Source organism: Pirellulaceae bacterium (assembly GCA_029243025.1).
Lineage (GTDB): Bacteria > Planctomycetota > Planctomycetia > Pirellulales > Pirellulaceae.
The window spans coordinates 200,898-215,055 of sequence record JAQWSU010000056.1; the positions used below are offsets into that span (position 1 = coordinate 200,898).

The 14,158-nt window shown below is 52.8% G+C and carries 11 protein-coding genes; 7 read left to right on the forward strand and 4 right to left on the reverse strand.

The window, feature by feature from the left end:
• The first annotated feature begins 31 nt into the window (after window positions 1–31).
• From P8N76_28160 to tsaE, 3 genes are all read left to right on the forward strand, one after another.
• Window positions 32–1,396 (forward strand): trypsin-like peptidase domain-containing protein, encoded by a 1,365-nt coding sequence (locus P8N76_28160; GenBank protein ID MDG2385576.1) that lies wholly within the window; start codon window positions 32–34, stop codon window positions 1,394–1,396.
• Between the two features lie 85 nt (window positions 1,397–1,481).
• The gene (thiL, locus tag P8N76_28165) at window positions 1,482–2,387 is read left to right on the forward strand and encodes a thiamine-phosphate kinase (GenBank protein MDG2385577.1); all 906 of its coding nucleotides are present in this window, start codon (window positions 1,482–1,484) and stop codon (window positions 2,385–2,387) included.
• A 28-nt stretch (window positions 2,388–2,415) separates the two neighbouring features.
• Complete coding sequence (tsaE, locus tag P8N76_28170) at window positions 2,416–2,889, forward strand: tRNA (adenosine(37)-N6)-threonylcarbamoyltransferase complex ATPase subunit type 1 TsaE (GenBank protein MDG2385578.1); 474 nt, start codon at window positions 2,416–2,418, stop codon at window positions 2,887–2,889.
• A 268-nt stretch (window positions 2,890–3,157) separates the two neighbouring features.
• Here tsaE and P8N76_28175 read toward each other — a convergent pair whose 3' ends face one another.
• Both P8N76_28175 and P8N76_28180 read right to left on the reverse strand, forming a co-directional pair.
• Window positions 3,158–3,820, reverse strand: a complete 663-nt coding sequence (locus P8N76_28175) for a response regulator transcription factor (GenBank protein MDG2385579.1) — start codon at window positions 3,818–3,820, stop codon at window positions 3,158–3,160.
• Window positions 3,810–5,597, reverse strand: a complete 1,788-nt coding sequence (locus tag P8N76_28180) for a PAS domain S-box protein (protein MDG2385580.1) — start codon at window positions 5,595–5,597, stop codon at window positions 3,810–3,812. Before P8N76_28180 ends, P8N76_28175 begins: the two co-directional genes overlap by 11 nt.
• Window positions 5,598–5,871: 274 nt before the next feature.
• Between P8N76_28180 and P8N76_28185 the strand changes: the two genes are divergently transcribed.
• Window positions 5,872–6,348 (forward strand): hemerythrin domain-containing protein, encoded by a 477-nt coding sequence (locus P8N76_28185; GenBank protein ID MDG2385581.1) that lies wholly within the window; start codon window positions 5,872–5,874, stop codon window positions 6,346–6,348.
• 349 nt (window positions 6,349–6,697) lie between these two features.
• Here the strand turns inward: P8N76_28185 and P8N76_28190 are convergent, their stop codons facing one another.
• On the reverse strand, window positions 6,698–7,927 hold the full coding sequence (locus tag P8N76_28190) for a VCBS repeat-containing protein (GenBank protein MDG2385582.1): 1,230 nt from the start codon (window positions 7,925–7,927) through the stop codon (window positions 6,698–6,700).
• A 177-nt stretch (window positions 7,928–8,104) separates the two neighbouring features.
• Between P8N76_28190 and P8N76_28195 the strand changes: the two genes are divergently transcribed.
• Window positions 8,105–10,315, forward strand: a complete 2,211-nt coding sequence (locus P8N76_28195; GenBank protein MDG2385583.1) for a tetratricopeptide repeat protein — start codon at window positions 8,105–8,107, stop codon at window positions 10,313–10,315.
• Window positions 10,316–10,537: 222 nt separating this feature from the next.
• On the opposite strand, the gene P8N76_28200 is transcribed toward P8N76_28195, so the two are convergent.
• Window positions 10,538–11,686, reverse strand: a complete 1,149-nt coding sequence (locus tag P8N76_28200) for a hypothetical protein (GenBank protein ID MDG2385584.1) — start codon at window positions 11,684–11,686, stop codon at window positions 10,538–10,540.
• Window positions 11,687–11,958: 272 nt separating this feature from the next.
• On the opposite strand from P8N76_28200, the gene P8N76_28205 reads away from it, so the two are divergent.
• Window positions 11,959–12,756 (forward strand): SDR family NAD(P)-dependent oxidoreductase, encoded by a 798-nt coding sequence (locus P8N76_28205; GenBank protein MDG2385585.1) that lies wholly within the window; start codon window positions 11,959–11,961, stop codon window positions 12,754–12,756.
• On the forward strand, window positions 12,749–14,140 hold the full coding sequence (locus tag P8N76_28210) for a DUF6513 domain-containing protein (protein MDG2385586.1): 1,392 nt from the start codon (window positions 12,749–12,751) through the stop codon (window positions 14,138–14,140). The genes P8N76_28205 and P8N76_28210 overlap by 8 nt, the downstream gene beginning before the upstream one ends.
• Window positions 14,141–14,158 lie beyond the last annotated feature (18 nt).

Genomic DNA, 14,158 nt, shown 5'->3' on the forward strand with positions numbered 1-14,158 from the left:
AGCCTCCTTCCAACGATTGCCAAAGCACACGATGAAGCACTCCCGACCAACTAGGCAATGCCCAGCAAGCTGTCTCCAAAAACTCGCCTTTGCGTTGATTTTTGTTGCGATATCGAGCAATCTCAGCAGTGCATCATCGCTACGACGATCGGCAATTGTCCGAGCCGTTGCCCAAGCGCGACCGGCCGTCGTAAGCATCCATGGCCAAAAGACGATTTCCAACGACCAATACCGCAACGCGGGTAGTCGTCGCGTCAATGGCATGGGTACAGGTGTGATCATCGATGGACGTGGCTACATCGTGACCAACCATCACGTGGTTGAGAGCGTCGGCGAAATCAAGGTCAATTTGGACAATGGCAAAGCGTATGTCGCTCGTTTAGTCGCCCACGATCCGTTCACCGATTTAGCGATCATCAAGATTCCAACTCGCGACAAGCTCGATCTGATCAACATTGGCAATTCACAAGATTTGATGACCGGTGAAGAGGTGATCGCGGTGGGCAATGCTTACGGTTACGAACAGACCGTGACTCGCGGAATCGTCAGCGCCTTGCATCGGACCGTCAAAGTCAACGACGAACAGAAGTACTATGACTTGATTCAAACGGACGCTAGTATCAATCCGGGCAACTCGGGCGGTCCGCTACTCAACGTGGATGGCGAAATGATCGGTATCAATGTAGCGGTGCGTGTCGGCGCTCAGGGCATTGGATTTGCCATTCCCGTCGACAAAGCGATGGAAGTCGCGGCTCAGTTATTGAGCAAAGAACGAGCCGGCATTTGGCATGGGGTGATTACCGACCGCAAGGGGCCGGAGCGAAACCAAGGATTGGTCGCCGCGAGGATTCAACAAAGCAGTCCGGCCGCCACGGCCGGCATTCGCCCCGGCGACGTGATTTCAAGGGTGAACAACATCAAGATTGCGAGAGCCTTGGATCTAGAGCGGGCGTTGATCGGCATGCGTGTAGGCCAAGAGACATCAGTCCTGGTTCAACGTCAGGGCACGGAGATTCCAATGCAGCTGACATTGGCGAGTGTTTCCAGTTCCAAGCGTCAAAAGCTCCAGTCAGCCACGTCGGTATTCGACACGGCTTGGAGCACATTTGGCATGCAATTAACGGAAATCCCAGCCAAGGATTTCCACAGTAGCTCGGACCAATTCAAAGGCGGACTGCGAATTGTGACGGTACGTGCCGCAAGTCCAGCCGCTCGCCAAGGCGTACGTTCGGGGGATATCCTGGTTGGTTTGCACAAGTGGGAAACATCATCTGCTGCCGATTTGGCATACATCCTCAAACAGCCCAACGTCAGCAAGAATCAGTCAGTCAAGTTCTTCATCATGCGTGGCAACGAGACACTCTTCGGCCATCTGCCTGTTACGCATCGCCGTTAAAAGGGATCATCCGGGTGCCTTGTGAACCGGGTGCCAGCCTGACCATAATGAAGCTTTCGATCCTTCGCGCGAGCAGATGTGGAAAATGGAAGCAGAGTTTGTTGCCTGGCTCCGCCAGCGTCTTGCAACCCAACCGACGACTCCCTTGGGCTTGAGCGACGATGCTGCCTTGCTTCCAGTCGCGGGTGACTGCGTGATCACCTCGGATTTGCTATGCGATGGTGTCCACTTTGAAATGAAAGACACCGATTTTCGGCGCATCGGTCACAAGGCCCTGGCGGTTAACCTGAGTGATTTGGCCGCGATGGCGGTCACTCCTCAGGCTGCCTTTGTCTCCCTGCTCTTGCCGCATGAAACAACCCTGCAAATGATTCAGGAAATCTACGAAGGCATGCTTGCCTTGGCGGAACGATACGATCTGGCGATCGCAGGTGGCGATACAAATCGTTGGCACGGCGCGTTGGCAATTTCGATTACGGCAACAGGAATACCGACCGAGGCGGGAGCGTTAACTCGTAGTCGAGCCCAGGTCGGGGACGCAATCATGGTGACCGGTCAACTCGGCGGCAGCCGCCTTGGTCACCACCTCGACTTTGAACCGCGTGTCAGCGAAGCTTCCCTCCTGCATCAAACCTACGGCCTGCACGCTGGAATGGACATCAGTGACGGATTGACTCTTGATCTTTCTCGGCTTTGCGAGGCCAGTCGAGTCGGCGCGGAATTAGTGCTCGACAGGATTCCAATCTCTGAGTCAGCCGTTCAACTTAGTCGACAAACGGAAAATTCCAGTCTGAGTCATGCCTTAGCCGACGGAGAGGATTTTGAGCTCCTGTTCACCCTGGATACAAAACAAGCCCAGCGAGTCACAGCAGCCCAACCGCTTGCGATATCGGTCACCCAAATTGGCACCGTGATCGCAGAGACGGGACTCTGGCACCGTGACGAACAAGGCATCCGACAACCGCTCCAACCCAAGGGCTATCTCCACTAGACCTCTACTCGCAACCACGAACAGCGTCATGCAATCATTTTGTTACCTCGCCAATAATGAAGCCGACACGTCCCAATTAGGCGCGAACTTGACCGATCAATTACCCGTCACGGCAATGATTGGTCTGTGCGGAACACTCGGCGCCGGCAAAACACGGTTGGTCAAAGCGATCGCCGAAGCGTATGGCGTTCCCGCTGAAACCGTGGTAAGCCCTACTTTCACTCTCTGCAATGAATACACCGGGCGTCGTCCGATTTTCCACTTCGACATGTATCGCATTGCCGATGAAGATGAGTTACACGAAATTGGATTCGATGAATACCTGCAGCGACCTGGCCTGACCATCGTTGAATGGGCGGATCGTTTTGCCGAGGCGATGCCAGTGGACAAACTCACCATCAGCCTGGACGTTCTTTCAGAAACCACACGGCAAATCACATTGACAGCCGAAACGGCGACCTATGAAAACCTGCTAGAAGCACTCGCCTTGAAGCTCAGCTAGTCACCTGTCCTGATCTCCATCAGGACACTCAAGCTCTCACCTCCTCGGAATCGGGGCACGGATCAACGTTACCCGTCCAATTCCACCTCATGCATCAACGTGATTCGTCGCGCTGCACGGATGTCGCGACACCAGGCTTTGTTTTCAGAAATCGAGTTCGTTTGCAGAAGACTCGAATGCGTTCAGAATCCGACAGCCAACCAGCTGCCGTGGCACCGGCCGTGGCACCGGCCGAACGGTTTAACGCCTCGTGTCCGTCCGCGAGCGATCAAGCGTTCTCCAACACCCATTGTACAGCATGCCGCATCAACTCTGCAGAACTGGAAATCTTCATTTTTGCCCGAATGTGATCACGGTGGGTTTCGATCGTCTTGACACTCAGATGCAGCCGATTGGCAACTTCGCGGGTCGTGAGTCCTCGACCGATCAAGGTGAAGACCTCCAACTCTCGATCCGAAAGAGTTTCAACGGGGGACTGTTGACTTGAATCGCCACCATCGATCAGGTCATTCAACAAACGATCTTTCATTGCAGCGCTCAAGAAAACATTCCCGTCAAGCACCTGCCTTATCGCCTCAATGACGTTTTCGGGAGCTTCCTCCTTGTTGACATAGCCTCGGGCACCGGCGCGGAGTGCACGTTCGGCGTAGAGCGTTTCGTCATGCATCGATGAAACCAGCATTTTGACTTCTGGTTGTCGGGCTCGGATCCGTTTGATGAGTTCGACACCGTTTATGCCCTTCAAGCCAATATCGATCACCATCAGGTCAGGCCGAATTTCCCCCACGACGGATAGGGCATCCTCACCGCTAGCAGCTTCCGCGCAGACAACAAGATCAGATTCGACATTGATCAATTGACTCAACCCGTGCCGGACGAGAGGGTGGTCATCCACCAGCATAATTCGACGCTTTTGCTTCTCAGTTGCCACTTTTCGCGGAACCCTCATCGGGAGTTAGGCGCACCACACACGCAATCTCAGTACCAAAACGAGACGACGACTTCACCTCGAGATCCGCGCCGATCACATTCGCTCGGTAACGCATGATCGCAAGCCCCATGCTGGTCTGGCGACGAGTGTCGTGGGAGATCCCGCTGCCAGTATCATGAACTCGCAGCAAAATCATACCTTCGTGGCCAATTAATGACACATCAATCCGCCCGGCTCCAGAGTGTTTGACGGCATTATTGACGGCTTCTTGAGCAATCCGATACAGCTGGGTGGCGATGGAATTGTCCGGAATCCGCACTTCAAAAGCGGCGGTAAAGCGACAGACGATTCCTGATCGATGAAATGTTTGTTCCGTCAACTGTTCTAAAGCCACCATCAATCCATGCTCATCCAAATCGACCGGAGCGAAACCTCGCACAAGCCTCCTCACCTCGCGAATCGAACTCTGGATCCCCTCTGCAATCGCCCCTGCATCGGCAACCTCAGGCAACTCTTGATCAGCGAGTCGTCGCTCGAGACTTTTGGCCAAGAAACTCAAACCCGTCAATTGCTGGCCTAATTCGTCATGTATTTCATGCCCAATTCGTTGCTGTTCACGCGCACCAACGTCCGCAACCTGTTTTTCAAGCATCTTGCGTTCGGTAATATCCTGTGCGATTCCAACAACGCGGAACACCTGCTGATCTTGATCTAGAATCGGGACGCCATGATCGTGGACCCAGCAAACTCTTCCATCAGGTCGCACCACGCGATATTCAACATCATAGGTGCCGCCCTTGGTAGATTGGAGAAATTCTCGTTGTACACGTGCACGATCGGCCTCATGAATCGCTTCGAACCAGAGATTCGGATTTTCGTACAACTGCGCCCTGGGTCGCCCCCAAATCCGTTCGTAAGCAATACTCACATACAACGATTTAAAACTATCCACTTCGGTCACCCAGAAACAATCAGGAATATTCTCAGCCAGCTGCCGAAATCGTTCCTCGCTCTCAGATAAGGCTGCCTCGACCTGCTTTCGCAACGTGATATCTGTCGCAATTCCAGCAATGGCATACGGGCGTCCCAATTCGTTCATGAGCGGAAACTTTAGCGAAATGTAGGTTCGAACCTCATCGCCATGTAGAACGGTTTCCTCAAAGGTGATCGGACAGTTTTGCTCCACTACTTGCCGATCATTTTCTCGGAAATTGCGTGCAATTTGCTCCGGAAAGAGTTCGAAATCCGTCTCCCCTTGAACACGCGCCAGCGTCAGGTTGAACAACTCCTCAAAACGACGATTGATCAGCAGATAACGACCCGCTAAATCTTTAATACAAATGATGGCGGACGCGTGATCCAAAATCGATTGAAATTGATGACGACTCTCATTCAGTTCCCGTTCCGCCTGCTTGCGTTGCGAGATATTGAGCCAGGTGCAATTTACATAAGTCAGATCACCGCGTGCGTTGCGAACCGCAGAAGCTCGTTGCCGCACATCAACGATCGTCTGATCTTTGCATTGCACTCGCAAATCATGCTCAATAAAACCCTGCCCTTCCATGAGTTCCCGAAAGTTCTGTTTTATCAATCGGGCCGATTCACCGACACAAAAGTCGGCAACTTCCCTCCCTAACAACTCCTGCTGGTCGTAGCCCAAGGAGCGCACAACCTGCTGATTGCAAGCGGTGATTTTTTCCGACACGGGATCAATCGAAAGAATCATCACCGCAGCAAGATCGAAAAGTTCGCGATAGTTTGCCTCCGGCAAATCCATAACCGCCCCTTTGTCAAGCGAAAACACGGTGGTGCAAAATCGGCCGATCCGGATTACGGACAAACCAATCCCGATTATTGCCTGATGTTGATTTCCTCATCTCCTGCCAGCCGATCTCGCCTCGACAGGCGAAAAAAACCGCCGTGGCGCTTTCCCCCACAAATGAGGTCAGGGGTTCCCCCAGTTCATTGCAAGTGTATCCCTGATTCTCAAGTTGATGATTTAGGCCCCATAATTTTCACAGACGACTGGATATTTTGAAAGGGAGCTTGTCATGCTCACGCGAACGAGAACCATCACGGTCAATGCAGCCTTCTTGCACGACTTGAAGGAAGATAACATCCACCTCCGTGAATTACTGATCGCCTTAAATCAGGCTCTCGCGCAGCCGATGCATCGGCCAGTCCAACCAGCCATCTTGGCAGAACTCTTAGGCCGCCTTCGAGATCAATTAGCGACGCACTTTGCCCTGGAAGAATTCTTTGGATATTTTAACGATGCCGTCAACGTCGCACCTCGACTCAGCGTCCAAGCCGATATTTTACGCAGCCAACATGTAGCTCTCTTTTCCGAAATCTGCGATCTGGTCGACGATGCTGAAAGTCTTTTGTATCAAGAGTCCCGAATCATCGGCGTTGATGATGTCGCCCAACGTTACCAATTATTCAACAAGCATCTGCGATCACACGAGACGTGTGAAAACGAACTGATCTTGAACGCGCTTAACGACGACATGGGCGGCGGTGACTAAGCTGCCCAGTCGATTGCAACAGTCGATTGCAACAGTCGATTGGTTCCACAACCAGCCGCCAACAATCATCCCCACGATGATTGAGACGGGAAATTGCGATCCGACAAATTGCTCCCAATCGAAATCCTCGGCGGATCCCATCCAAACTTCACAGGCGAGAGCTTCACGCGTCTCGGTAAACAAAAACCACTCGATCCGGGCCTCACCCGACCGTTGTCATGGAGGCTGGAAACCGATCGTAACTCGCAGAAGTTTTCCAACTGTTCCATTCGGTGGAAGGACGCATCTTGTCCCGATGCCGATCGTTTGCATCTACCGATGTGATCCAGCTTGCATCTGGAGTCGATTCTTACTCTCCGCGAACCTGCTTGAAATAATGAACACCTTTTTTGTTGGAAGAGACGACATCAAGCAACCCATCCTTATCCACGTCGACAACCTCGAATTGAGTTCCAGGTCCGCTGTCGCGATCGAACAGATGGGGGGTCCACTTTGGTTTACCGTTTTCACGTGTGAGCCGATACCAGTAAAAGACAGCCGGCTGGTCGCCTCCAGGATCGTTACCTCCATGCGCCCACCAGCGTTTTCCTGTCACAAAATCTTTCAGACCGTCACCGTCCATATCGGCCAAACAAAGCCCGTGGGTCTGGGAAAAACTCGCATCAATTTCGTGTGTCTTCCATTCGTTGGGCTTCGTCTGTTCATGCCACCAGATACCGAAGTTGTGAGCACTACTACTGAGCAGATCGTTGTCACCATCACCGTCGACATCATAGACATACATCTGAGAAGCAGCTTTGCCAAAGGGAGCCGCATGAAAATCCCACGTGGCATCCATTCGATCCTCGGGGGCTTCCCACCAGCCCGCTGGCACGACAACATCAAGTCGTCCATCGGAGTTCACATCGCCGATACCGAGTCCGTGATCATACTTTTTCGTTCCCGGCGCGGCATTTCGTGAAATACGATGGATCGTCCAATCCGCCTTCGGATCTGATTTTGCTTTCAAGAACGCGAGAAACCGTTCGGGTCCATCGGAAGTCGGGGTGCTTGGCGCCACGCCCATTACCCACTCTCGTTTGCCATCTCCGTCCAAATCGAGAAATTGGGGACTTTCATTATTTGACACGGGCGTAATTTGATGGCGTTCCCAAGCCCCCTTCCGTCCCTTAGGATTTTCGAACCACCAAGTAGGCGTACCTGGAAAATCAACGATCATGACATCGATCCAACCATCACCGTTCACATCATGCGTCATGTTGACAAACGAATTCGCATAGCCTTTCGGTTGGTATTGGGGAGCTTCTGCCACCAGCGAGTGCATTTTCCAGTCCGGCGCTTCGTACCAGACAAAACCGGCAACAATATCATTTAAACCATCTTGATTCAGGTCCCCAACCGCGACGCCTTCACTGCGAAATTGCCCGTCCAAACGCGTGCGTTCAAACTTCAAATCCGGCTCTGCAAAAGCGACTGCCGTGAAATTCAGAGCGCCCAGAAGAATTGCGAGTGAAATCACGTTCCCAATCACAAAAGAAGAACGGTTTTTGTCTGCCAATCGTTTAAATCGCGCGCTCACTTGTCCATTTCTCCTCAACCAAATCATTAAACGGGGTTTCTTGTAGCGACAATTGGGACGCATCCACCGTCATCATATTCGCCTTGGCCGCCAATAACGAGTAGAAAGATAGATATCGGTCACATTTCAGGCGGCGGAGCAAAAAGGCTCGCGGCAACCTGCATAAGGGAACCCACTGTGTTTCGTAATCTTCAGATTCTACTGTTGTTGACCACCTTTCCCACGCTGGTCCAGGCGGAACAGGAGGATGGCAACTCAAACGCCCAGACCGACACGACAATCAATCAGCTCGTCAATCAGACTCGCGACTCGGTGGTCACCATCACCGTCGTGGGACGGGATGGGAGAAAGGCGGGCATGGGAACCGGCTTCGTTATCTCAAGCGACGGTTTGATTGCGACGAATCTTCATGTAATTGGAGAAGCGAGACCCGTCAAAGTGCGTTTTCACAACGGGCGCCAATTGACCGCCACCGAGATATACGCTTCGGACCGCCAATTCGACCTGGCCATCATTCGAGTGGCGGCTGACGATCTGCAACCGCTCTCCTTATCAATCGCTGACGCGGTACCTCAAGGAACTCCTGTCGTCGCCTTGGGAAACCCGATGGGACTACGTCATAGCGTCGTGAACGGCATCGTCTCGGGAACACGAGAGGTTGACGAAAGAGAGATGATCCAACTGGCCATTCCGATTGAGCCCGGAAACAGTGGTGGCCCCCTGCTAAATTTACAAAAAGAAGTCGTCGGAATTGTGACCATGAAATCGGCAGTGACCGCCAATCTCGGCTTCGCGATTCGCGTCTCTGACCTGAAGGCGCTACTGAATTCACCCAACCCGGTCCCAATCGAACGTTGGATCACGATCGGTGCGCTTAACCCGAAAGATTGGAAGACGCTGTTTGGCGCAAACTGGCAAAAGCGTGCAGGACGCATTGTGGTGGCAGAGGCAGGCGACAGCTTCGGAGGCCGTTCCCTCTGCTTGGCCAACCGAGAATTGCCGGCTGAGCATTACGAGGTGGCTGCGTTTGTCCGACTGGATGACGAATCTGGCGCGGCAGGCTTGGCTTTCGGATCAGACGGAAAGCAACGTCATTATGGCTTCTATCCTTCGGGTGCTCGCTTAAGATTAACACGATTTGACGGCCCGACGGTCTATACCTGGCAGGTCCTAGAGGAGATTGAAACGGAACATTATCGGCCCGGCGAATGGAATCATTTCAAAATCCGCGTCGAGGACGACATCTTGCGATGCTTTGTCAATGATCAACAAGTCATTGAAAGACGCGGCAGTCAAATAAGACGTGGAAAAGTCGGCTTGGTCAAATTCCGACAAACGGGCGCCACCTTTAAGCAATTCGAATTACTTGAAACGATCGAACCAAAGCAAATCTCGCAACAGCGTCAACAACAGCGACAACAACAAATCGATAAAATCGATATCAGCTCGTCCATCCCGACTCAACAAATTGATCAGTTGAGTGAAGACACTGAAGCCAGCCTGATGGTGCTTCAACAAAAGACCACGGAGCTCGAGCAGCAATTACAACGTTTGAAACAGATTGCCAATGACGTACACGTGTTCCGCGTGTGCAAACAACTACGTCAAGCTCTCGACGCGGAAGGACCGACCAACTTGATCCGTGCCGCTCTCCTTATTTCTCGTTTAGACAATCGTGATCTCGACGTAAAAACATATGAAAACGAGTTTAAGGAGTTAACAGCACAACTGCTGACCGAGCTTACAGATAAGATGACTCCGGCAAACAAAATCGACAAACTCAATCAGTTTCTCTTCAAACAGAATGGCTTCCATGGCAGCCGAACCCACTACTATCATGCGGCGAACAGCTATTTTGATCGCGTATTGGACGATCGCGAAGGACTACCGATCACGCTCTCATTGCTTTACCTAGAAATGGGGCGGCGACTGGGATTAACGATCGAGGGCGTTGGCCTGCCGGGGCATTTTGTTGTCCGCCATCTCCCGATGGAGGGTGATTCTCAGTTGATTGATGTATTTGATGGCGGGCGAAAATTAAGCCCAGCGGACGCTCGAAAAATCGCCTCGCTTGGCAACGACGTACCGTTCCGAACCGAATATCTCGATGCTTACACCGAAACAGAAATCATTTTGCGAATGCTAAATAACCTACAAGGTATTGCACAGCGAGACGGAGATCGTGAAGCAATGCTGAGGTATATCGAAGCGACCGTAACTGTCGATCCGACAAATCCATCTCATCGCGGAGTCCGTGCCGTACTGAGACAAGAAACGGGTCGCAAACAAGCGGCTTTGGAAGACCTCAACTGGTTCTTCGAGACAGCCCCGGAAGGAATCGATTTGGAGCAGATTCAACGAATGAAAGATCTCTTCTCAAAACCCTGAGTTGGCAACAGCTTGAGCAATCGAAAAAAAACTGCCTGATCCGCTTCTGACCTGTGACAAGCTGCCGGCTGAACGGTCGGCTTGGTCGCAAAGCGGCATGCGGGCGATTGTTTTTATCTCCTGACAGCCTCGGCGTACTCGTAGACGCTTTTGGCAGTCCGATCAAGATCACCCACCAGCCGGCTGTCGATCAAATGTCGATTGGATAGGAAGCGACAAACATCAACGCGATTTCTGACTTGTGGCTCCAGGACTGTTCTCAAGCAGCCAGTCTTCCAACGTCACGTGCAGGACCAACGGAGCTCGCAAGAGAGCAGCTCGTCGAGGCAATAAGTTTTGCAGCCACGGACGTCCGATCACCGCCGATAACGCGCGCATTCTCCGACTGCCTCGCGTCTGCGCCTCAACATTGGCCGCTAATCGATCAAATGTCGCCGGCAGAATATTCGGGTGTGGACCTACGTGCACGACAAGTTCAATCCCCATCGACAGCAACTCGTAAACCACGTCCCAAAGCTGCTGAGTGTGATCAATCCAGCTTGAAATGATTTCACGAGAATTAAATGGGTGATACGACTGTTTTCCCGTAACCATGGAAAGCACCGGAGGCTTAGGTGCGCGAAAACCACCTGGCAACGTGTGTAACATGACGGAAGCTCGATCCGTAATGTTCCTTTCCCAAACGATTGGCGTGTGCAGGGGAGGCCAATGGTGTTCGTTCATTCGCAGGTAAATCCGTTGAGGAAGGATCTCGCTCAAATGCTGCTTCAGTCGTTCCACTGTATCGTCGGTTCCCATCACGAGCAGCGAGTTGGGTGACAACCACGCAGAAACGCCCAACACGCCTTTCCCTTCGGCATTCAATTTCAAGCAAACCTCATCCACTCGCTCAACGGAGATCGATTCACCACGTGAAAAGAGCACACCCATCGAAACATCTTTCGCCAAGTCGGCACAGTCAGCAGCCATAGCCAATGGAATTCGAAGGGCGTCTCGCATTTCGTAAACACCTCCAGCAACTAAAGCAGCAATTTCTCCCAGACTGAACCCGATGGAAACACGTGCCTCTTGATGGTCGACACCATGAAACGAGGATAACAATCGCAATTGAGCCACCTCCATCGCCACGATCATCGCGATCGCTTCGTCGTAGGTAGCTAAAGTCGTCTCCTCCTCGCGCTCGATCCGGCCGGCCAGATCAATCGGTCGACCCACGACGTCGGCGCAGACAGCCGAAGCTTCAGCCAGGACACTTCGGACCGTTGGCCCATAAGCCGGGTCGCTGAGCATTTCAGCGCTTCGGCCGAGATTCTTGACGTTATAACCACGAAAGGCCAATACGGCGTTCGTCATTTTCAGTTGATTAGTCATAGATATTCCTAGACGGCGATTCCGTCTACTCATCAAGTTTTGCAACGAAACGCAGCGACCTCGACAATCACTCGGTAATCACTCGGTAATCACTCGGTCAATCGCTCTCTGGCGCTGCACTCAGGCGATGGCAACTTCGATTTGGGGGCCAAGCTGATTTGAGACAACGTCGACGAATCGTCCGCCCAACTTGCTTCCAAGCAGCTTGCCCACTAAAACCAATCATAATCAGAGGATCACAGTTTCAGTTGGTTTACGACAAGATCAAATCGGTGCCAAGTAATAACCCAAGTCATTTAACAGGCAAAGTCGCCGTTGTAACCGGTTCATCCAGCGGAATCGGCCGAGCGATTGCGTTACAACTGGCAGCCAACCAAGCAAATGTGGTTATCCACGCTCGTGAAAGCGAAGCGGCAGGCGAGGCGGTTGTCAAACAAGCTCATGAACTGGGCGTCGAAAGTCGATTGTTGCTGGCAGATATTTCTCAGCCGCAATCCGTGCTGGAATTAGTCGACACCTGCTGGCAATGGAAAGATGGTGTCGATATTTGGATCAATAACGCCGGCGCTGACGTGCTTACAGGTGCCGCCAGCGATTTTTCATTTGCTGAAAAATTGCAACGACTGTGGGAAGTCGACGTGATGGGAACGATCCGAGTGGCCCGCTTGGTCGGCAAACGCATGAAAGCGCGCGGCAGCGGCGTAATCTTGAATGTCGGCTGGGACCAGGCCGAATTCGGCATGGCTGGCGACAGCGGCGAAATGTTTGCAGCGACCAAGGGTGCGATCATGTCGTTTACCCGCAGTCTGGCTCGTTCCTTAGCGCCTCAAGTGAGGGTCAATTGCCTCGCACCCGGTTGGATCAGGACCGCCTGGGGGGATCAAGCCTCGACCTACTGGAATGAACGCGCACAAAAGGAGTCCCTTCTGCAACGCTGGGGCACACCGCAAGATGTGGCAAATACAGCCTGCTTCCTGGCTTCGCCCGCGGCCGCCTTCATGACCGGACAAATCATTGCCGTCAACGGTGGATTGGTCGGTTCCGGCAACGAGTCTGATTGTGATGACTGATCGGGAAACGCTCCATTTTGTGACTGGTCGGCTGGCGGAACCCTCCTTGCGTCGCATTGTCAGTGAACTATCAGTGCAAGCGGACTTTGATTTCACGATCGACGTTCTGCCGATTACCGTCGCCGCCCTCATGACGCCCAAGTGGATTGCCCGCCACATTCAAATCCCCGCCGCCACCAGCCGCATCATTTTGCCGGGATATTGCCACGGGAACCTTTCGCCGCTCACAGAAATCACATCGTTACCGATTGAAGTCGGCCCGCGAGACCTACACGAATTGCCAGCAATATTTGGACAAGAAAGTCAGCGGCGTGCGGACTACGGACAGCATTCGATCGAGATCCTGGCAGAGATCAATCACGCGCCCCAAATGTCAATCGGCCAAATCGTCGACATTGCCAAGCAGTTGGCGGCAGACGGCGCCGATCTGATTGACGTTGGCTGCGAACCGGGCCACTGTTGGTCGGGAGTTTCCGATGCCGTCAAGGCGTTGCGAGATGAGGGACTTCGTGTCTCGATTGATAGTTTCCAGATTGATGAGATTAAAGCAGCCAGCAAGGCGGGTGCCGAGTTGGTATTGTCGGTCAACGCTACAAACCGAGTTGCCGCGGCAGACTGGGGCTGTGAAGTGGTCGTGATTCCAGATGACATTCAAACGCTCACCGGCCTGGCCGATACGGTGGAACTGCTCGAAAAAAAGAACGTCTCCTACCGATTAGATCCAATCCTAGAACCAATCGGCTATGGATTTGCGGCGAGCCTCGCGCGATACACCGAGGTTCGTCGACGCTATCCGGATTCGTCGATGATGATGGGAATCGGAAATCTGACCGAATTGACCGATGGGGATTCTGCCGGCATGAACGTGCTGCTACTGGGATTCTGTGAAGAACTCGGGATCGCCAGCGTTTTGACCACCCAGGTCATCAACTGGGCTCGGTCGACCGTCCGCGAAATCGACTTGGGACGACGCCTGGTTCACCACGCGGTCCGCCATCAAGTACTCCCCAAACATCTCGAACCGGGACTGGTCATGCTACGGGACCCAAGACTCTATCCGATGGGGTCTCAAGAGCTTGAAATGATGGGGCAACAGCTGAAGGATCCGAACTTCCGCCTGTTTGCAGAAGACGGTGAAGTTCATTTAATGAATTCGAACCTGCATTTGAAGGACACCGACCCCTACCGTCTTTTCAGCCGGCTGATGGAAACTTCCCCGAAAAACGTCGATTCCTCACACGCCTTCTATCTGGGATATGAGGTGGCAAAAGCGATCACCGCCTTGACGCTGGGCAAGCAATACCGTCAGGATGAAGCGCTGGACTGGGGGTTTTTGACCCTCCCCGAAAAGTCTCATCGCAATCGCAAGCTCGACGATTCGTAACCCTTCGTCGAACGGAAC

Coding starts and splice junctions, on each gene's coding strand:
- P8N76_28160 (MDG2385576.1), top strand. CDS start 32: ATGAAGCACTCCCGACCAACTAGGCAATGCCCAGCAAGCTGTCTCCAA.
- thiL (MDG2385577.1), top strand. CDS start 1,482: ATGGAAGCAGAGTTTGTTGCCTGGCTCCGCCAGCGTCTTGCAACCCAA.
- tsaE (MDG2385578.1), top strand. CDS start 2,416: ATGCAATCATTTTGTTACCTCGCCAATAATGAAGCCGACACGTCCCAA.
- P8N76_28180 (MDG2385580.1), bottom strand. CDS start 5,597: ATGGATTTGCCGGAGGCAAACTATCGCGAACTTTTCGATCTTGCTGCG.
- P8N76_28185 (MDG2385581.1), top strand. CDS start 5,872: ATGCTCACGCGAACGAGAACCATCACGGTCAATGCAGCCTTCTTGCAC.
- P8N76_28200 (MDG2385584.1), bottom strand. CDS start 11,686: ATGACTAATCAACTGAAAATGACGAACGCCGTATTGGCCTTTCGTGGT.
- P8N76_28210 (MDG2385586.1), top strand. CDS start 12,749: ATGACTGATCGGGAAACGCTCCATTTTGTGACTGGTCGGCTGGCGGAA.